Origin of the sequence: Prauserella shujinwangii, assembly GCF_003001955.1 — a bacterium.
In the GTDB taxonomy this organism is placed as follows: Bacteria; Actinomycetota; Actinomycetes; order Mycobacteriales; family Pseudonocardiaceae; genus Qaidamihabitans; species Qaidamihabitans shujinwangii.
In genome coordinates, this window is record NZ_PVNH01000008.1 from 222,481 (window position 1) to 240,871 (window position 18,391).

The 18,391-nt window shown below is 74.2% G+C and carries 19 protein-coding genes; 1 reads left to right on the plus strand and 18 read right to left on the minus strand.

Annotated elements, in window-relative coordinates; genetic code table 11:
* Positions 1 to 20 precede the first annotated feature (20 nt).
* Together uvrC and B0I33_RS20130 are read right to left on the minus strand one after the other, a co-directional pair.
* The gene (gene uvrC / locus B0I33_RS20125; RefSeq protein WP_106180377.1) at positions 21 to 2,009 is read right to left on the minus strand and encodes an excinuclease ABC subunit UvrC; all 1,989 of its coding nucleotides are present in this window, start codon (positions 2,007 to 2,009) and stop codon (positions 21 to 23) included.
* A 60-nt stretch (positions 2,010 to 2,069) separates the two neighbouring features.
* Positions 2,070 to 2,750 (minus strand): HAD family hydrolase, encoded by a 681-nt coding sequence (locus B0I33_RS20130; RefSeq protein WP_106180378.1) that lies wholly within the window; start codon positions 2,748 to 2,750, stop codon positions 2,070 to 2,072.
* Positions 2,751 to 2,839: 89 nt separating this feature from the next.
* On the opposite strand from B0I33_RS20130, the gene B0I33_RS20135 reads away from it, so the two are divergent.
* On the plus strand, positions 2,840 to 3,619 hold the full coding sequence (locus tag B0I33_RS20135; protein ID WP_106180379.1) for an exodeoxyribonuclease III: 780 nt from the start codon (positions 2,840 to 2,842) through the stop codon (positions 3,617 to 3,619).
* Positions 3,620 to 3,629: 10 nt separating this feature from the next.
* On the opposite strand, the gene B0I33_RS20140 is transcribed toward B0I33_RS20135, so the two are convergent.
* From B0I33_RS20140 to pyrF, 16 genes are all read right to left on the minus strand, one after another.
* The gene (locus tag B0I33_RS20140; RefSeq protein ID WP_106180545.1) at positions 3,630 to 4,070 is read right to left on the minus strand and encodes a PH domain-containing protein; all 441 of its coding nucleotides are present in this window, start codon (positions 4,068 to 4,070) and stop codon (positions 3,630 to 3,632) included.
* 8 nt (positions 4,071 to 4,078) lie between these two features.
* Positions 4,079 to 4,585: a 6,7-dimethyl-8-ribityllumazine synthase gene (ribH, locus tag B0I33_RS20145; RefSeq protein WP_106180380.1), complete on the minus strand. Its 507-nt coding sequence runs from the start codon at positions 4,583 to 4,585 to the stop codon at positions 4,079 to 4,081.
* Positions 4,582 to 5,883 (minus strand): bifunctional 3,4-dihydroxy-2-butanone-4-phosphate synthase/GTP cyclohydrolase II, encoded by a 1,302-nt coding sequence (locus B0I33_RS20150; RefSeq protein WP_106180381.1) that lies wholly within the window; start codon positions 5,881 to 5,883, stop codon positions 4,582 to 4,584. The genes ribH and B0I33_RS20150 overlap by 4 nt, the downstream gene beginning before the upstream one ends.
* Positions 5,884 to 5,885: 2 nt before the next feature.
* Positions 5,886 to 6,512 (minus strand): riboflavin synthase, encoded by a 627-nt coding sequence (locus tag B0I33_RS20155; RefSeq protein ID WP_106180382.1) that lies wholly within the window; start codon positions 6,510 to 6,512, stop codon positions 5,886 to 5,888.
* Complete coding sequence (gene ribD / locus B0I33_RS20160; RefSeq protein WP_106180546.1) at positions 6,513 to 7,520, minus strand: bifunctional diaminohydroxyphosphoribosylaminopyrimidine deaminase/5-amino-6-(5-phosphoribosylamino)uracil reductase RibD; 1,008 nt, start codon at positions 7,518 to 7,520, stop codon at positions 6,513 to 6,515. It abuts the gene before it with no gap.
* A 31-nt stretch (positions 7,521 to 7,551) separates the two neighbouring features.
* On the minus strand, positions 7,552 to 8,244 hold the full coding sequence (gene rpe, locus B0I33_RS20165; RefSeq protein WP_106180547.1) for a ribulose-phosphate 3-epimerase: 693 nt from the start codon (positions 8,242 to 8,244) through the stop codon (positions 7,552 to 7,554).
* A gap of 37 nt (positions 8,245 to 8,281) precedes the next feature.
* On the minus strand, positions 8,282 to 8,782 hold the full coding sequence (locus B0I33_RS20170; protein WP_106180383.1) for a flavoprotein: 501 nt from the start codon (positions 8,780 to 8,782) through the stop codon (positions 8,282 to 8,284).
* Positions 8,779 to 10,212: an RsmB/NOP family class I SAM-dependent RNA methyltransferase gene (locus tag B0I33_RS20175; RefSeq protein ID WP_106180384.1), complete on the minus strand. Its 1,434-nt coding sequence runs from the start codon at positions 10,210 to 10,212 to the stop codon at positions 8,779 to 8,781. The genes B0I33_RS20170 and B0I33_RS20175 overlap by 4 nt, the downstream gene beginning before the upstream one ends.
* The gene (gene fmt, locus B0I33_RS20180; RefSeq protein ID WP_106180385.1) at positions 10,209 to 11,144 is read right to left on the minus strand and encodes a methionyl-tRNA formyltransferase; all 936 of its coding nucleotides are present in this window, start codon (positions 11,142 to 11,144) and stop codon (positions 10,209 to 10,211) included. Before fmt ends, B0I33_RS20175 begins: the two co-directional genes overlap by 4 nt.
* 168 nt (positions 11,145 to 11,312) lie before the next feature.
* A complete protein-coding gene (locus B0I33_RS20185; RefSeq protein WP_181193374.1) occupies positions 11,313 to 13,418 on the minus strand; it encodes a primosomal protein N' in 2,106 nt (701 codons plus the stop codon).
* A 23-nt stretch (positions 13,419 to 13,441) separates the two neighbouring features.
* Positions 13,442 to 14,623, minus strand: a complete 1,182-nt coding sequence (gene metK / locus B0I33_RS20190; RefSeq protein ID WP_106180549.1) for a methionine adenosyltransferase — start codon at positions 14,621 to 14,623, stop codon at positions 13,442 to 13,444.
* A 110-nt stretch (positions 14,624 to 14,733) separates the two neighbouring features.
* Positions 14,734 to 15,957 (minus strand): bifunctional phosphopantothenoylcysteine decarboxylase/phosphopantothenate--cysteine ligase CoaBC, encoded by a 1,224-nt coding sequence (gene coaBC / locus B0I33_RS20195; protein WP_106180386.1) that lies wholly within the window; start codon positions 15,955 to 15,957, stop codon positions 14,734 to 14,736.
* 7 nt (positions 15,958 to 15,964) lie between these two features.
* Complete coding sequence (gene rpoZ / locus B0I33_RS20200) at positions 15,965 to 16,240, minus strand: DNA-directed RNA polymerase subunit omega (protein ID WP_106180387.1); 276 nt, start codon at positions 16,238 to 16,240, stop codon at positions 15,965 to 15,967.
* An 18-nt stretch (positions 16,241 to 16,258) separates the two neighbouring features.
* A complete protein-coding gene (gene gmk / locus B0I33_RS20205; protein WP_181193376.1) occupies positions 16,259 to 16,909 on the minus strand; it encodes a guanylate kinase in 651 nt (216 codons plus the stop codon).
* Complete coding sequence (gene mihF / locus B0I33_RS20210; protein WP_005455668.1) at positions 16,906 to 17,223, minus strand: integration host factor, actinobacterial type; 318 nt, start codon at positions 17,221 to 17,223, stop codon at positions 16,906 to 16,908. Before mihF ends, gmk begins: the two co-directional genes overlap by 4 nt.
* Before the next feature lie 325 nt (positions 17,224 to 17,548).
* On the minus strand, positions 17,549 to 18,391 hold the full coding sequence (pyrF, locus tag B0I33_RS20215; protein ID WP_181193377.1) for an orotidine-5'-phosphate decarboxylase: 843 nt from the start codon (positions 18,389 to 18,391) through the stop codon (positions 17,549 to 17,551).

The window sequence follows — 18,391 nt, forward strand, 5'->3', positions numbered from 1 at the left end:
GGTCCTGGCTTCGTCGTCCGTCACGCGTCCGACTCCCCTTCCTTGTTCTTCCCGGCGCCGTTCTCCCCGCCGCCGGCCCCCTGTCGCCCGGCGAGCGCGGCGTGGACCGTCTCCGCGGTGCGCCTGCCGAAGCCGGGCACCTCGGCGATCTCCTCCACGCTCGCCTGCCTGAGCTTCCGTACCGACCCGAAGTGCTTGATCAGCGCGGCTTTCCGTGCCTGACCGAGCCCGGGAACACCGTCCAAAGCGGACGACTGTATCCGCTTGGACCGCTTCTGGCGGTGGTAGCGGATGGCGAAGCGGTGGGCCTCGTCGCGGACCCGCTGGAGAAGGTACAACGCCTCCGAGGTCCTCGGCAGGATGACCGGATCGGGGTCGGCGGGCAGCCAGACCTCCTCGAGCCGCTTGGCGAGCCCGGCCACGGCCACGTCGGTGATGCCAAGCTCCGCCAGCACGTCGGCCGCCGCCGTGGCCTGCGGTCCCGCGCCGTCGACGACCAGCAGGTTGGGCGGGTAGGCGAACTTGCGCGGCCGGCCGGTCTCCGGATCGATGCCGGGCTTGTCCTCGGCCGGCTCGGTGTCCCCGTTCTCCTTGAGGTAGCGGGCGAACCGGCGCCGCACCACCTCGGCGATCGACGCGACGTCGCCCTCGGTCGCCGCCTCGCGCAGCGCGAACCGGCGGTACTCGGACTTGCGGGGCACGCCGTCCTCGAACACCACGAGCGAGGCGACGACGTCGCTGCCCGCGATGTGGCTGATGTCGACGCACTCGATGCGCAGCGGCGCGGTGTCGAGTCCCAGGTGCTCCTGCAGCTCGGACAGGGCGGCGGAACGTGCGGTGAGGTCGCCCGCCCTGCGCAGCTTGTGCTGGGCGAACGCCTCGTGCGCGTTGCGGGCCACCGTGTCGGCGAGCGCCCGCTTGTCACCCCGCCGCGGGACCCGCAGCCGCACCCTGGCCCCGCGCAGGCCGGACAGCCACTCGGCGAGCGCGTCCGCGTCGGCGGGCAGCTCCGGCACCAGCACCTCGCGCGGCACCGGCGACCCGTTCTCCGGCGACTCGGCGGCCAGCTCGGCCTGTTCGGCGTAGAACTGGGAGAGGAACTGCTCGACCAGCGCGGGCACGTCCATCTCCTCGACCTTGTCGATCACCCAGCCCCGCTGGCCGCGCACGCGCCCGCCCCGGACGTGGAAGACCTGGACGGCGGCCTCCAGCTCGTCGTGGGCGAAGGCGACCACGTCGGCGTCCGTACCGTCGCCGAGCACCACGGCCTGCTTCTCCATCGCCCGGCGCAGCGCGCCGAGGTCGTCCCGCAGCCGGGCCGCGCGCTCGAACTCCAGCGCCTCGGCCGCCTCCGCCATCTCCCGCTCGAGCCTGCGCATCATGACGTCGGTGCGCCCGGCGAGAAAATCACAGAAGTCGCTGACGATCTCGCGGTGCCGTTCCTCGGACACCCGGCCGACGCACGGCGCCGAGCACTTGTCGATGTAGCCGAGCAGACAGGGCCTGCCGATCTGCCCGTGCCTGCGGAACACCCCGGCCGAGCACGTCCGCGCGGGGAACACGCGCAGCAACAGGTCGAGCGTCTCGCGGATCGCCCAGGCGTGCGCGTAGGGGCCGAAGTAGCGCACGCCCTTCTTGCGCGGACCCCGGTAGACGTGCAGCCGGGGGAACTCCTCGTGCAGCGTCACCGCGAGCACGGGGTACGACTTGTCGTCGCGGTAGCGGACGTTGAACCGCGGGTCGAACTCCTTGATCCAGTTGTACTCCAGCTGCAGGGCCTCGACCTCGGTGGAGACGACGGTCCACTCGACCGCGGCGGCCGTGGTGACCATCTGCCTGGTGCGCGGATGCAGCCCGGCGAGATCGGCGAAGTAGGAGTTGAGGCGACCGCGCAGGCTCTTGGCCTTGCCGACGTAGATGACCCGCTGGTGCTCGTCGCGGAACTTGTACACACCGGGGGCCTCGGGGATGCTTCCCGGGGAGGGGCGGTAGGTCGACGGGTCAGCCACGCTCCCAGCCTATGGCCTGGGTACGACCGGCCCGGCGAACCCCTCCGCGTCGGTGCCCGCTCAGCCGAGACCGAGCAGTGCCTCCACGACCTGGTCGACGCGCTCCGCGGTGACGTGCGCCCGCTCCGCGAGCGCGTGCTCGGCGCCCTCCAGCCGGGTGGCGAACCCGGCCAGCAGCCCCGCCCGCACGGCCCCGTGGATGTCCCACGAGTGCACGGCCACGAGCGCGGTGTCCTCCGGCGCAGCGCCCGCCCGCTCGCAGGCCCAGTGGTATGCGCGGGCGGGCGGCTTGAACGCGCGGATCTCCTCCGCCGAGAGCACGCCCGCGAGCTTCCCGGCCAGCCCTTCCCGGTCCAGGATGGACTCGAGCACGGACGCGGAGCCCTGTGTGAACCCGTAGGCCCGCACGTCCTCCGCCGCGAGCAGGTCGAACGCGGGCTCGGCATCGGGCTGCAGGGGCAGCAGGGCGAATCCGTCGAGCACGTACTCGATCGCGTCGGCGGACAGCGTGTGCCCCGAGGTGATGGCGAGCTGGGCCCTGGCGATGTCCCGGAAGCGCGGCGCCTCCCCCGCGAGCGTGAACGCCATGCCGTCGCGCAGGCAGCGCGCGAAGAACAGCTCCAGCTCGTGGCCCGGCCTGCCCACCTCGGTGAACCGGTCCCGCAGCGGGGCGAGCTGGACGAGGGTCTCGAAGACGTCGAACAGGACGACCTTCGGCTTCCTTGCCGGTACTCGGGCCATGCCCGTCAGGATGACACCGGGGCCCCGGGCACACCAACGCGGTGCGGTATAGGACGTTATACAGTGGCCGTTGTGGGATTCTCGGCCCCATGCGGATCGCCACGTGGAACGTCAACTCGGTCGGCGCGCGGCTGCCCCGGCTGCTCGGCTGGCTCGGCACCGCCCGGCCGGACGTGCTGTGCCTGCAGGAGCTCAAGTGCTCCGGCGAAGCCTTCCCGCACGCGGAGGTCGCCGAGCTGGGCTACGACGTGGCGTGCCACGGCAGCGGTCGCTGGAACGGCGTGGCCGTGCTGTCCCGGGTGGGCGTCGAGGACGTCACCCGCGGGCTGGTGGACGAGCCCGCCTACGAGGACGCCCGGCAGCCGAGGGCGATCGGCGCCACGTGCGGCGGCGTGCGGGTGTGGTCGGTGTACGTGCCCAACGGCCGCGAGCCGGGGCATCCGCACTACGCGTACAAGCTGGCCTGGCTGGAGGCGCTGCACGCGACGGTGCTCGCCGAGACCGGCGGGGAGCGCCCGTTCGCGGTGCTCGGCGACTTCAACATCGCGCCGACCGACGACGACGTGTGGGACGTTTCCCTGTTCACCGGGGCCACCCACGTCACCGAGCCCGAGCGGAAGGCGCTCGCGATGCTGCGCGACGCCGGCCTCACCGACGTGGTGCCGAGGGCGCTGAAGTACGACCGGCCCTACACCTACTGGGACTACCGGCAGCTGGCGTTCCCGAAGAACAACGGCATGCGGATCGACCTGGTCTACGCGAACGCGCGGTTCGCCGGCGCGGTCACCGACGCCTACGTCGACCGCGAGGAACGCAAGGGCAAGGGCGCCTCCGACCACGCACCGGTCGTCGTCGACCTCGCCCTGTGATCCGCGAATGTCATGAAGGCTGGGCCTCGCGGTGCAGGCGGCGCAGGGTGCGCACCGCCTCGACGGCCCGGTGCCGGTCGACGGCCTGGACGGCGAGGATCGAGTAGTACTCGTCCTCCGGCAGTTCCAGGCGGGCGAACGACGCCCCGTCCGGGAAGCTCACCGACAGCACCTCCGACCACCGGAAGTACCGCGTGAACACGACGTTGCGCACCTCGATGCCCTCGGCGTCGGCCCGCGCCCTCGGCAGCGCGAACAGCATCGTCAGCCCGGCCAGCACCAGCCCGACGCCGACCATCGCGACCTGGTCGCTGGTCTGGAAGATCACGCCGGTGTCGGAGCTGCGCAGCAGCAGGGCGACCACCACGAACACCGCCACCAGCGCCACGGCGCAGACACTGGCCATCCACACGACCCGCCGCGGCCGGATCACCACGCTGTCCCGTGTCATCACGTCACTCACACGAAGCCTCGCTCGGTCCACGGCTGCCGCAGGCCGCGCAACACGTGTGCGGTGGTGAGCGCGGCCACGGTGGCCTCCCGTCCCTTGTCCTCGGCGGAGTCCGGCAGCCCGGCCCGGTCCAGCGCCTGCTGCTCGGTGTCGCAGGTCAGCACGCCGTTGCCCACCGGGGTGCTCTCGTCCAGCGCCACCCGGGTCAGGCCCGCCGTCACGGCGTCGCAGACGTAGTCGAAGTGCGGCGTCCCGCCCCGGATCACCACGCCGAGCGCGACCACGGCGTCGTGTCCCCTCGCCAGCGCCTGCGCGACCACGGGCAGCTCCACGGCCCCGGCCACGCGGACCACGGTGGGGTCCTCCGCGAGCGGGGCCTCCCCCGCCGTGCGCAGCGCGTTCGCCAGCAGGCTGTCCGTGATCCGCTCGTGCCAGCGGGTGGCCACGACCGCCAGCCGCAGGTTCTCGCAATCCCGCAGGTCGAGCCCCTGCCCGGGCCTGCCCTCACCGCTCACAGCTGCCCTCCGCCTCCGTTGCGGATGTCCCCGACCTCGGCACCCACCTCGTCGAACTGCTCCAGCTGCGCCAGCTCGTGCCCCATCCGGTCGCGCTTGGTCCGCAGGTAGCGCAGGTTCTCCGGGTTGGGCGAGATCGGCAGCGGGACGCGCCCGGTGATGCGCAGCCCGTAGCCCTCCAGGCCGACGCGCTTGGCCGGGTTGTTGGTCAGCAGCCGCATCGAGCGCACGCCGAGGTCGCACAGGATCTGCGCACCGGTGCCGTAGTCCCGCGCGTCGGCGGGCACGCCCAGCGCGAGGTTGGCGTCCACGGTGTCCGCGCCCGCGTCCTGCAACTGGTAGGCCTGCAGCTTGTGCAGCAGGCCGATGCCGCGCCCCTCGTGCCCCCGCACGTAGAGCACGATGCCCCGGCCCTCGTCGGCGACCGCGTGCAGGGCCGCCTCCAGCTGCGGGCCGCAGTCGCAGCGCAGCGAGCCGAACACGTCCCCGGTCAGGCACTCCGAGTGCACCCGCACCAGGATGTCCTCGCCGTCCCCGATCTCGCCGTAGACGAAGGCGATGTGCTCGATGCCGTCGAGCAGGCTGTCGTAGCCCACCGCGCGGAAGATGCCCGCGGCCAGCGGGATCCGGGCCTCGGCGACCCGCTCGACCTGCTTCTCCTTGCGCCGCCGGTAGGCGATCAGGTCGGCGATCGTGATCAGGCGCAGGTCGTGGTCGGCGGCGAACACCTCCAGCTCGTCCCGCCGAGCCATGTCGCCCTCGTCCTTCTGGGACACGATCTCGCACAGCACGCCCGCGGGCCGCAGCCCCGCCATCCGCGCGAGGTCGACGGCGGCCTCGGTGTGCCCCGGCCTGCGCAGCACGCCGCCGTCCTTCGCCCGCAGCGGCACGACGTGCCCCGGCCTGCGGAAGTCGGCGGCCTTCGACCCGGCGTCGGCGAGCAGCCGGATGGTGTGGCTGCGGTCGGCCGCCGAGATCCCGGTGCCGATGCCGTCCGCCGCGTCGACGGTGACCGTGTACGCCGTGCCGCGCCGGTCCTGGTTGGTGTGGTACATCGGCGGCAGGTCGAGGCGGTCGCAGTCCTCCTGGGTCAGCGACACGCACACGTACCCGGACGTGTAGCGCACCATGAAGGCCAGCAGTTCGGGCGTCGCCTTCTCGGCGGCGAAGATCAGGTCGCCCTCGTTCTCCCGGTCCTCGTCGTCGACGACGATCACCGGCCGGCCCTCCGCGATGTCCGCGATCGCCCGTTCGATGCTCTCGACGTCCAGCGAGGTGCCGGCCCCGGCCTGTGTCATGGTCACGCATCCTCCTTGCCGGGGCCATTGTCCACCGAGACCCCGGCGAGGTGCGCGGCGGCCAGCTTCTCGACGTACTTCGCCAGCACGTCCACCTCGAGGTTCACCGGGTCGCCCGGTTCCACCCGGCCCAGCGTGGTCGCCTCGAGCGTCGTCGGGATGAGGGCGACGGCGAACTCCTCCCGCGACACGGCCGCCACGGTGAGCGAGACGCCGTCGACGGCGATGGAGCCCTTCTCCACGACGTAGCGCGCCAGCTCGGGCGGCAGCGCGAAGTGGGTGAGGCCCTCGGGCTCGCGGGAGAGGAACGTGCCGGTGCCGTCGACGTGGCCCTGCATCACGTGCCCGCCGAGACGCGCGTCGGCGCGCACCGCCCGCTCCAGGTTCACCCCCCGGCCCACGTCGAGTTTCGCCAGGCTGGACCGGCGCAGGGTCTCGTGCACGACGTCGACGGTGAACTCCCCGCCGGAGACGTCGACGACGGTGAGGCACACGCCGTTCACGGCGATCGAGTCGCCGTGCCGGGCGTCACTCGTCACCAGCGGGCCGCGCACCGTCAGCCGCGCGGCTCCCGGCGCCTGCTCGACCCGGACCACCTCGCCGAGCTCCTCGACAATGCCGGTGAACACTCAACTGCCTCCCTCGCTGCCCGCCGGTACCGCGGAGATCCGGACATCCTCTCCGCTCATGGTGACCCCTTCCACCCGCCAGCGGTGTATCTCGGTGATGGTCGACACGCCCGCGGGGCCGAGCGCGGCCGGTCCGGCACCCAGCAGTGCGGGCGCGACGTAGGCCACGATCCGGTCGACGAGACCGGCGCGGACGAACGCGCCCGCCAGCGTCGGACCACCCTCCAGCAGCACGTCCACGGCGTCCCGCTCAGCCAGCCGCGCCAGCACCTCGGCCGGGTCGTGCGTGCGCACCAGCAGCGTCTCGGCGGCGTCGTCGAGCACGCGGGCGCCGCCGGGCACCTCCCCCGTGCCGACGACGACCCGCAGCGGCTGGCGGCCCGCGGGCTCGCCGCCGGGGCCGCGCACGGTGAGCCACGGGTCGTCGGCCCGTACCGTGCCGGTGCCCACCACCACGGCGTCGGCGGCGGCCCGGATCGCGTGCACCTCGGCCCGGGACCCGGGGCCGGAGATCCACCTGCTGGTTCCGTCGGCGGCGGCGACCCTGCCGTCGAGGGTCGCCGCGTACTTCCACGTCACGTGCGGCCTGCCGGTGCGGGCATGGTGCAGCCAGGCCCGCAGGGGCCCGGCCGCTGCCTCCTCGGCGAGCAGCCCTCCGGCGACGTCGACGCCCGCGTCCCGCAGCACGTCGGCGCCACCCGCGGCCTGCGCGGTGGGGTCGGCGACCGCGAACCGTACGGCGGCGACCCCCGCGTCGAGCAGAGCCCCGGTGCACGGCGGCGTGCGGCCGTGGTGCGCGCACGGTTCGAGCGTCACCACCGCGGTGCCGCCCCGCGCCCGGGTCCCGGCCGCACGCAGGGCCACCACCTCCGCGTGCGGGCCACCCGGCGGCCGGGTGGCGCCCGCGCCCACGCGGTGTCCCTCCGCGTCCAGGACCACGGCCCCGACGGGCGGGTTGGGGCTGGTGGTGCCGCGCACAGCTTCGCTCAGCGCGAGCGCGTCGGCCATGGCGGCCCGCTCGGCGGCGGTGAACCGCACGTCAGCGCGCCGCGTGGGGGGTCGTGGCCGCCCTGGCGTGCGCGGCCCGCTCCCGCAGGCTCGCGATCGCGCGCGCGGGATCGTCGGCTCCGTACACGGCCGACCCGGCGACGAAACAGTCGACGCCCGCCTCGGCGGCCTGCTCGATGGTGTCGGCGTTGATCCCGCCGTCGATCTCCACGAGCACCCGCAGGTGCCCGGTGTCGGCGAGGCGGCGCGCGGTCCGCACCTTGTCCAGCACGGACGGGATGAACTCCTGCCCGCCGAAACCCGGCTCCACGGACATGACGAGCAGCGTGTCGTAGTGCCGCAGCGTGTCGAGGTGGTCCTCGAGCGGGGTGCCCGGCTTGATCGAGTACCCCGCCTTCGCCCCGGCCGCGTGGAGGTCCCTGGCGATGCCCACCGGATCGTGCGCGGCCTCGGCGTGCACGGTCACGTTGTCCGCACCGGCCTCGGCGTAGCCGGGCGCCCACCGGTCCGGGTCCTCGATCATCAGGTGGATGTCGAGCGGGATGTCGGTGGTGTTCAGCAGCGACCGCACGACGGGAAGGCCGATCGTCAGGTTGGGCACGAAGTGGCCGTCCATGACGTCGACGTGCACCCAGTCGGCTCTCCCCGCGCCGGGGCCGGAGACGGCGGCGATCTCCTCGCCGAGGCGGGCGAAGTCGGCCGAGAGGATGCTCGGTGCGATCAGCGGTTGGGAAGCCACGGGCGCAGTGTAGAAGGCGGGGTCACGGCAACAGGTCGAGCACCCCGGTCCACGGCCCCTCGGCCGGGAGCCGGTGGGTGCGCACCCCGGCGTCGGCCAGCGCGGCGAGATGACCCTGCCACGCCGGGTGCCGGAACCGGCTGTCCCGCACCTGGTAGCCGACGACGACGGTGACCCCGTCCTCGCCGAGGGCGTCGCCGAGAACGGTGAGCGCCTGGTTGTCGGCGAGCCCGAGCGCGAGCTTGGCCACCGAGTTCGCGGTGGCGGGGGCGAACAGGAACACCCCGGGATCGGGGTGCGGGCGGGGCTCGCCGGGCAGCCGCGGCGCGCTGCGCACCTCGAGGTCGGTCAGCTCGCGCAGCCGGTCCAGCTCGCCGGTGGCGGCCAGCCAGCGAGCGGTGACCGGCGTCAGCGTGATCGCCAGCCGCCAGCCCCGCGCGGCCGCGGGCGCGGCCAGCTCCGTGCGGAACCGGGTCTCCACCCCGCCGCAGGACGCCGCGACGAGCCCGAGGACACGGCTCACCGTTTGCGGGTCACGGCACAGAACATGGCGTCGGTGCCGTGCCGGTGGGGCCACAGCTGCACGTACGGACCGGGACCCAGGTGCGGCACACCGGGGAAGAGCTCGCGGGCGTCGAGCACGTCGGCCCCGCCGCGGCGGGCGGCCTCGGCGATCACGCCCTCGGTCTCGGCCAGGTGCGGGGAGCACACGACGTAGGTGACCACGCCGCCGGGCCGCACCAGGCGGTACGCGGCGGCGAGCAGCTCGCCCTGCAACCGGGTCAGCTCCGGCACGTCGGAGGGCTGCCTGCGCCAGCGCGCCTCGGGGCGGCGGCGCAGCGCGCCGAGCCCCGTGCACGGGGCGTCGACGAGCACGCGGTCGTAGCCCTCGGCCAGCCCGGGGTCGCGCCCGTCCACGACGTGCACGGTCACCGGCAGCCCCTCGGTGGCCTCCGTGACCAGGCGCGCGCGATGCGGCGCCTTCTCGACGGCGTCGACCCGCGCCCCCGACGTCGCGGCGAGCCCGCCCAGCAGCACCGCCTTGCCGCCGGGCCCGGCGCAGAGGTCCAGCCAGCGCTCGTCGCTGCCCTCGACGGCGGCGTTGGCGGCGGCGAGGGCGGCCAGCTGGCTGCCCTCGTCCTGCACGGTCGCCAGCCGCTCGCGGAGCGGTTCGGAGTCGGCCGGATCGCCGGAACCGGCGGGCAGGTGCACCCCGTACGGCGAGTACGGTGCGACCTCACCGCCGGTGACCGCGGCGAGCTCGTCGGCGCTGATCTCACCGGGACGGGCGAGCAGGTGCACCTCCGGCCTGCTGTCGTCCGCCCGCAGGGCCGCCTCGAGCTCGGCCCCGGTGTCGCCGAGTGCCTCGGCGAACGAGCGTGCGATCCAGCGCGGGTGCGCCGTGCGCAGCGCGAGGTTGCCGATCGGGTCGTCCGCCGGATCGGGCGCGAGCTCGGCGAGCCAGGCCTCCTCGTCCTTTTCGGAGACCTTGCGCAGCACGGCGTTGACGAACCCGGCCACGTGCGAGCCGGCGTCCTCCCTGGCGAGGTCCACTGTGGAGGACACCGCGGAGTGCTCGGGCACACGGGTCCGCAGGAGCTGGTAGGTGCCCAGCCGCAACGCGTCGAGCACCGTGGAGTCCACCTTGGACAGCTCCCGCTCGAGGCAGGCGCCGATGACGGCGTCCAGCAGTCCCCGCGCCCGCGCGGCGCCGTACGCGAGTTCGGTGGCGAACGCGGCGTCGCGCCCGGTGATGCGGCGAGTGCGCAGCAGCTCGGGCAGCACGAGGTTGGCGTAGGCGTCGCGCTCGCTGACGGCGCGCAGGACGTCCAGTGCGGCCCGGCGCGCGGGGTCGGTGGCGGGTGGCTTGCGCGGCGTCTCCCTGCGGGATTCCGGCCGCCTGCGCGGCGGCCGCGACGGCTTGGCGGGCCTGCGGTCCCTGCCGGGTGTCATGTCAGGCGTTCTCCTCGCTCGATCCTGCTGCCGCGCGCCCAGTCGGTGGCCGCCATCCGCTTCTTGCCCTGCGCCTGCACCGCACCGAGCCGCACCGGGGTGGTCGCGGTGCCCGCCAGCACGCGTTCGCGTTCGACGAGCAGCTCGCCGGGCGGCAGCGCGGGCGCGCCCGCGGGCTCGGTGAGCTCGACCGGGCCCAGCTTGAGGCGTTCGCCGCGGAACCCGGCCCACGCCCCCGGCTCCGGGGTCATCGCCCGCACGTGCCGGTCGACGGCCACGGCGGGCTGGTCGAAGGCCACCCGCGCGTCGGCGACGGTGACCTTGGGCGCGTAGCTGACGCCGTCCGCGGGTTGCGGCACGGCCTCCAGCGAGCCGTCCTCGATACCGTCCATCGTGGAGAGCAGGAGCCGCGCGCCGGAGGTCGCGAGCCGGTCCAGCAGCTGCCCCGCCGTATCGGTGGGCCCGATCTTCTCGGTGACGACGCCGAAGACGGGTCCGGCGTCGAGCTCGGGCACGATCCGGAACGTGGACGCGCCGGTGATCTCGTCCCCCGCCCTGATCGCGGCCTGCACCGGCGCCGCGCCACGCCACGCGGGCAGCAGCGAGAAGTGCAGGTTCACCCAGCCGTGGCGCGGTACGTCGAGCGCGCGCTGCGGCAGCAGGGCCCCGTAGGCGACGACGGGGCAGGCGTCGGGCGCGAGCTCGGCCAGCCGGGCGAGGAAGTCCGGGTCCCCGGCTCTGGGCGGGGTGAGCACCTCGATGCCGTGCTCGTCGGCGAGCGCGCCCACGGGCGAGCGGACGAGCCTGCGGCCACGCCCCGCGGGGGCGTCCGGGCGGGTCACCACGGCGGCGACCTCGTGCCTGGCGGAGTCGATCAGGGCACGCAGGGAGGGCAGGGCGGCCTCGGGCGTGCCGGCGAACACGAGCCTCATCGGCGGTCCGAGGGGGCGGGGAAGACGAACATCACCGGCCAGTCTAGAGCGCCACCCCCACCCGCTCCGCGCGAAGCTCCCCAATGTGGCATTGGGTACGTCCAACGCACCGGATGCCACATTGGTGGCACCCGACGCAACGAATGCCACATTGGGGAGCCCGGCGGCTCAGACGAGGTCGAGGGGGTCGAGCTGGATGCGCACCGGCGCGGTCTCCTTGCGGGCGTCGCGCAGCACCTTCACCGCGTGCGCGGCCGCGGCCAGCGCCCTGCCGTCCGGGCGGGGCACCCGCACCAGCGCGCGTTCCCGCTCGGCGCGGCCGTCGTCGTCCACCTCGCCGAGTGGCACGGGGCCGAGCACCTCGGCCGACTCCGGCAGCGCGATCTCGTCGAGCAGCGTCGCCACCGCCTCGGGGGCACCCTCGACGCTCGCCATCCGGACCGCGGGCGGGAAGCCGAGCTCCCGCCGCTCGGCGAGCTCCAGCTCGGCGTGCCACGCGGCGTCCCACCGCACCAGTGCCTGCACCGGCTGCAGCCCGGCGTCGGCCCCCACGATCACGCGCCCGCCGTCGCGCGCGGGGCGCACCAGCCCCGCGGCCGCCATCCAGCGGCGCAGCGTCTCCTCCGCCGCCCGCAGGTCCTGGCGGCCGAGCAGGGCCCAGCCGTCGAGCAGCAGCGCCGCGCCGTAACCGCCGTCCGCGACCGGCTCGGCGCCCGGGGTGGCCACGACCAGCGCGGCCGAGGCGGGCACGGTGGCGAGCACCTCGCTGCCACCCGAGGTGCGCACCGGCACGCCGGGGAACGCGCGGCCCAGTTCCTCCGCCGTCCGCTTGGCCCCCACGACGACCGCGCGCAGCCGCGGCGAGCCGCACGCCGGGCAGCGGTAGGCGGCGTCGGTGACGCCGCACCACCGGCAGCTCGGCGGTCTCGGCACGCCGCCGTCCCCGCCGGGCACCAGCAGCGGTCCCGCGCACCGGCGGCAGCGCGCGGGGGTGCGGCAGTGCCCGCACGCCAGCCCGGGCACGTAGCCACGGCGGGGCACCTGCACGAGCACGGGCGCGCCCGCGGCGAGCCCCTGCCGGGCGGCCTCGAACGCGACGGCGGGCAGCCGGGCCGCCCTGGCCGCCTCGTCCCTGGCGATGTCGAAGTCCTCGCCCGTCGGCGTGACGCGCGGGGCGGCGGCGCGCACCTCGGCGCGGTCGGCGACCACCGGGTGGGCCCAGCCGGACTCCACGAGCAGCTGCGCCTCCGCCGTGCGGGCGAACCCGGCGACGAGCAGCGAGGCGCGGTCGGCGTGGGCGCGCAGCACGAGCACGTCGCGGACGTGCGGGTACGGCATGTGCGGGTCGACGTGCAGGTCGTCACCGTCGTCCCACACGACGTAGAGCGCGGGATCGGCGACCGGGGCGAACATCGCGGCCCGGGTGCCCACGACGATCCGCACGGCTCCGCGCAGCACGGCGAGCCACCGCCGGTACCGTTCGGCGGGGCCGAGGTCGGCCGACAGCGCCACCACCGCGTCCGGCCCGGCGAGGTCCGCGCACGCGGCGTGCAACCGGGTGACGTCGCGATGGTCGGGCACCACGAGCACCGCGCCCCGGCCACCCGCGGCCACGGTGGTGGCGGCCTCCGCGAGCCGGGCGGGCCAGTCCTCCCCCGGCAGCGCCTGCCACACCGCGTGCGCCGTCCGGCCCTCGCGCAGCGCGTCGACGAGCGCGGGCCCCCTCGGGTACCGCCCCCACCCGGCCGCCTCGGGCCGCGGCGGCGGGGCGGCGGGGTCCCTCGGCGGCTCGGCCTCGGTCTTCGCGTGCCGGGGCGGCACGGCCAGCCGGAGCACGTCGATCAGCATGCCGCCGTAGCGTTCGGCCACGGCCCGGCAGTGCGCGGCCAGCCGGGGCGGCAGGACGGGTTCACTGGAGGTGACCCGTTCCAGGAACGCCAGCCTGCCCTCGTGCTCGGTGGTCGCGGCGCGGTCGAGCAGGAAGCCGTCGACCAGCTGGCCCGCGAAGCGCACCCGCACCCGGCAGCCGGGCACCGCGGCCTCGTCCAGCTCCCGGGGCACCTGGTAGTCGAACGTGCGGTCCAGGTGCGCCAGCGGGACGTCGACGACCACCCGGGCGATCGGGTCGGTGTCCGCGGGCTGCCGCTGGCCCTTGCCCTTTCCCCTGCCCTTGTTCCCGGAGCGGCCGCCGGCGCGCTCGCGCGCGGCCTGCCGGGTCCGCTCGGGCCCGGACGACGGCAGGTCCCACAGGGGGGAGGTCTCCTGGCGGCTCACGCCCCGAGGTGTACCAGAGACGCTCAGGCGCCCACCGCGCGGCGCAGCTCCGCCACCCGGTCGGTGCGCTCCCAGGGCAGGTCGAGCTCGGGCCGGCCGAAGTGGCCGTACGCCGAGGTGGCGGCGTAGATCGGCCGCAGCAGGTCGAGGTCGCGGATGATCGCGGCCGGGCGCAGGTCGAACACCTCGTCGATCGCGGCCTGGATCTTGAGCGGGTCGACCGTCTCGGTGCCGAAGGTCTCGACGAACAGGCCCACCGGCGCCGCCTTGCCGATCGCGTAGGCGACCTGCACCTCCACCCGGGTGGCAAGGCCCGCGGAGACCACGTTCTTCGCCACCCAGCGCATCGCGTACGCGGCCGAACGGTCCACCTTCGACGGGTCCTTGCCGGAGAACGCGCCACCACCGTGCCGCGCCATGCCGCCGTAGGTGTCGACGATGATCTTGCGGCCGGTCAGGCCCGCGTCACCCATCGGGCCGCCGATGACGAACCGGCCGGTGGGGTTCACCAGCAGCCGCACGTCCTCGCTGTCCAGCTCCAGCCGCCGCAGCTCGGGGGCGACGACGTGCTCGCGGATGTCGACGCCGAGCATGGAGTCCAGGTCGATGCCGTCGGCGTGCTGGGTCGACACCACGACGGTGTCGAGCCGCACGGCCTGCTCCCCCGCGTACTCGATGGTCACCTGGGTCTTGCCGTCCGGGCGCAGGTACGGCAGCACGCCTTCCTTGCGCACGGCGGCCAGCCGCTGCGACAGCCGGTGCGCCAGCGCGATCGGCAGCGGCATCAGCTCCGGCGTGTCGGAGCACGCGTAGCCGAACATCAGGCCCTGGTCGCCCGCGCCCTGCTTGTCCAGGTCGTCCAGGGCGTCTTCCAACCGCGACTCGTACGCGGTGTCCACGCCCTGCGCGATGTCCGGCGACTGCGCGCCGATGGCGATGTTCACGCCGCAGGAGTTGCCGTCGAAGCCCTTGGCCGAGGAGTCGTAGCCGATACGCAGGATCACCTCGCGCACGATCGCCGGGATGTCGGCGTAGGCCTCGGTGGTCACCTCGCCCGCGACGTGCACCTGGCCGGTGGTCACGAGCGTCTCGACGGCCACCCGGCTGCGCGGGTCCTTGCCGAGCAGGCTGTCCAGAATGGAGTCGCTGATCGCGTCGCAGATCTTGTCCGGATGACCTTCGGTCACCGACTCCGAAGTGAACAGCCTGCGGTTCGCGGTCACGACGATCCTCACATCCCTCGGTTCACGGACCCGGCCTGCCCGGCCACGGTGAAGTCGCTCGGGTCAGTCTACGTGTTACGCCGTCCGAGTAGTCACCGTCTCAGGGACTGGAACACCACGTCCCACAGTGTGGCAGCCAGTTGCGATTTCGAACCGAGCGGCAGTTTCCGCTCCTCGCCGTCCGCCGACAGCAGCCAGCCGGTGTTCTCCTCGACCTCGAAGGCCCTGCCCTCACCGACGGCGTTGACCACCAGCAGGTCGCAGCCCTTGCGCGCGAGCTTGCGCCGGGCGTGGTCGAGCACCCCGCCCCGCTCGTCACCGGTCTCGGCGGCGAAGCCGACGATCAGCTGGCCGGGCCGCCGGTCGGCGACGAGACCGGCGAGGATGTCCGGGTTGCGGGCCAGCGTGACGACGGGCGCGGAACCGTCGTCGGCCTTCTTGATCTTGTGCTCGGCGAGGCTCTCGGGCCGGAAGTCGGCGACCGCGGCCGCCATCACCACGACATCCGCGTCCGCGGCGGCCGTCCGCACGGCCTTGCCGAGCTGCTCGGCGGTGGACACGGACACCAGGTCGACCCCCGCGGGCTCGGGCAGCGCCAGGGTGTGCGCGGCCACCAGCGTCACCGCGGCGCCACGCTGGGCCGCGACCCTGGCCAGCGCGTAGCCCTGCTTGCCGGACGACCGGTTGCCCAGGTAGCGCACCGGGTCGAGCGGCTCCCGCGTGCCACCCGCCGACACGACCACCCGCACGCCCTCCAGATCACGCGGCAGCGCGTCGGGCCGTGCCAGCAGCAGCCGGGCGACGTCGAGGATCTCGCGCGGGTCGGCGAGCCTGCCCTTGCCGGTGTCGGCGCCGGTCAGCCTGCCCGAATCGGGCTCGGTGACCACGGCGCCCCGCGAGCGCAGCAGCGCGACGTTGTCCCGAGTGGCCGGGTGCTCCCACATCTCGGTGTGCATCGCGGGGAAGAACGCGACCGGGCAGCGCGCGGTGAGCAGCGTGTTGGTCAGCAGGTCGTCGGCGAGCCCGTGCGCCGCCCGCGCCAGCAGATCGGCGGTGGCGGGCACGACGAGCACGAGGTCGGCGTCCTTCCCGACGCGCACGTGCTGGACGTCGGGCACCTCGGTGAACACGCCGGTGTGCACGGGATGCCCGGACAGTGCCTCGAAGGTGGCGGCGCCGACGAACCGCAGCGCGGCCTCGGTGGGCACGACCCGGACGTCGTGGCCGGACTCGGTGAGCCCGCGCAGCACCTCGCACGCCTTGTAGGCCGCGATGCCCCCGCCGACGCCGAGGACGACCCGGGGCCTGCGGTCCACCGGGGCGCTACTCGCCTTCGGTGTGCTCGAGCAGCCCGGCGTGGATCTCGCGCAGGGCGATCGACAGCGGCTTCTCCCGCGGGCCCGGCTCGACGAGCGGCCCCACGTACTCGAGCAGGCCCTCGCCGAGCTGCGCGTAGTAGTCGTTGATCTGGCGGGCGCGCTTGGCCGAGTAGATCACCAGCGCGTACTTGGAGCTGACCTTCTCGAGCAGGTCGTCGATGGGCGGGTTGGTGATGCCCTCGAGCTGCTCGCTCTGGGCACCCAACGTAATCGAGGTCACTCGCAATGCTCCGATTCGTCAGGAGGGAGGGTGTTCGCCGGACACCAAGCTTAGCAACCGCCTCGCGGCGGCCCGCACGTCGTCGTTGACGACCTGCGCGTCGAACTCCCCGGCCGCCGCGAGCTCGCGCTCCGCCTCGGCCAGCCGGGCCTGGACGGCGTCGTCACGCTCCGTGCCCCTGCCCGTGAGCCTGCCGACGAGCTCGCCCCACGACGGCGGCAGCAACATCACCAGCTGGGCGTCGGGCATGGCCTGGCGCACCTGACGAGCGCCCTGCAGCTCGATCTCCAGCACGGCGGGCCGCCCGGACGCGAGCGCCGACTCGACGGGCGCCCTTGGCGTGCCGTAGCAGTTGCCCGCGAACTCGGCGTGCTCCAGCAGCTCGCCCTTGGCCACCATGGCGTCGAACGTCGCACGGTCGATGAAGTGGTAGTGCTCGCCGTCGACCTCACCCGGCCGGGGCGCACGGGTGGTGACGGAGACGCTGAAGAAGACACCGGGGTCGAGGCGCCGCAGCTCGGCCACCACGCTGGACTTGCCGACCCCGGAGGGACCCGACACGACGGTGAGCCGGGGCCGGGAGAGACCTCCCGGCGCCGGCTCACCGCCTGCCGGCTTGCCGGCGCGCGCGCCGGCCTGGATCGAGCCGCGGTTGTCCTGCTCGCTCACTCGCCGCTGAACTCGGCGAGCAGCGCCTTGCGCTGCCGGTCGCCGAGGCCGCGCAGCCGACGGCTGGAAGCGATCTCGAGACGCTCCATCGTCTGCTGCGCACGCACCTTGCCCACGCCCGGCAGGGCCTCCAGCAGAGCGGAGACCTTCATCTTGCCGAGGACCTCGTCCTCGTCGGCCTGCTTCAGCACGTCGGCGAGGGTCGTACCGCCGCGCTTGAGCCGTTCCTTGAGCTCCGCGCGGGCGCGACGGGCGGCGGCGGCCTTCTCCAGCGCCGCAGCACGCTGTTCCTCGGTGAGCTGGGGAAGTGCCACGTTTTCCTCCGGTATTACTCAAAATTCTGGGTGGGTGTGGCGACCGTACCCACCCTTGACCTGGACCCACAATGCGGGGTGTGCGCTGACCGGAACGCGGAGTACGCCATCTGGCGCAACTCGCGCACGGCCCGGTCGCGCCGCGGCTGGGCGCCGTGGCGCGGCCAGAGACGACCCTACTCACATTCGCTCGCCGGTTCTCGGCTCACTTCCTGTGAATCCGGTTTCCGGGTCTCGCTTCCGAAACCCCGCCTTACGCCACGCCGGTCAGCGTAGTGCAAGATCAACTTGGGCGTGGACCTCGGTGGGAGCGTTCCGTCGCGCGCTAGCGGGGTAGGCTGGCGAGCGCGTCCTGTGCCTTGCGGACGGCGGCCCGGAGCGCGGCCGCGTCCGGCCCGTGCCGCAGGATCTCCCGGGAGGACGCGGGCAGCACGTGCCGCAGGGGGCCGTCCGGCCCGCCGAAGAGGCGCGCGAGTTCGGCGGGCCCCGCGCCCTGAGCACCGAATCCGGGAGCCAGGATCGGACCGTTGAGCGAGCCCAGGTCCAGCTCCCCGGGCCGGTTGGTGGCGCCCACGACGACGCCGACGTCCCCCGAGGGCCGCGCGCCCGCGTTGCACGCCGCGGCCTCATCCACAATGGACTGCGCGACGGTGCCACCCCGCGGTGGCACGGCATTCTGCAGTTCGGCACCGTCGGGATTGGAGGTTCGCGCGAGCACGAACAGGCCGCGGCCGGAGTCGCGGGCCGCCGTCAGCGCGGGCTCCAGCGAGCCGAATCCGAGGTACGGCGACACGGTGACCGCGTCGGCCGCCAGCGGGGCACCGTCGGTGAGGTACGCGGCCGCGTAGGCGGCCATGGTGGAGCCGATGTCACCGCGCTTGACGTCCAGCAGGACGAGCGCGCCCGCCGCCCGGCCCGCGGCGATCACGCGTTCCAGGACGGCGATGCCCGCCGACCCGAACGCCTCGAAGAACGCCGACTGCGGCTTCAGCACCGCCACGTCCCCGGCGACGGCCTCGGTGGCGGTCAGCGCGAAGCGCTCCAGCCCGCTCACGTCGGCGGGCAGGTCCCACGCGCGGAGCAGCCCGGGGTGGGGGTCGACCCCGGCGCACAGCGGCCCCCGTTCCGCCACGGCGGCCGCCAGCCGCGCCCCGAACCGCCCGGTCAC

What these genes read in the sequence shown, in the direction of transcription:
- B0I33_RS20130 (WP_106180378.1), bottom strand. Translation starts at nt 2,750, where the DNA reads ATGGCCCGAGTACCGGCAAGGAAGCCGAAGGTCGTCCTGTTCGACGTC.
- B0I33_RS20135 (WP_106180379.1), top strand. Translation starts at nt 2,840, where the DNA reads ATGCGGATCGCCACGTGGAACGTCAACTCGGTCGGCGCGCGGCTGCCC.
- B0I33_RS20140 (WP_106180545.1), bottom strand. Translation starts at nt 4,070, where the DNA reads ATGACACGGGACAGCGTGGTGATCCGGCCGCGGCGGGTCGTGTGGATG.
- B0I33_RS20150 (WP_106180381.1), bottom strand. Translation starts at nt 5,883, where the DNA reads ATGACACAGGCCGGGGCCGGCACCTCGCTGGACGTCGAGAGCATCGAA.
- ribD (WP_106180546.1), bottom strand. Translation starts at nt 7,520, where the DNA reads ATGGCCGACGCGCTCGCGCTGAGCGAAGCTGTGCGCGGCACCACCAGC.
- B0I33_RS20175 (WP_106180384.1), bottom strand. Translation starts at nt 10,212, where the DNA reads ATGACACCCGGCAGGGACCGCAGGCCCGCCAAGCCGTCGCGGCCGCCG.
- fmt (WP_106180385.1), bottom strand. Translation starts at nt 11,144, where the DNA reads ATGAGGCTCGTGTTCGCCGGCACGCCCGAGGCCGCCCTGCCCTCCCTG.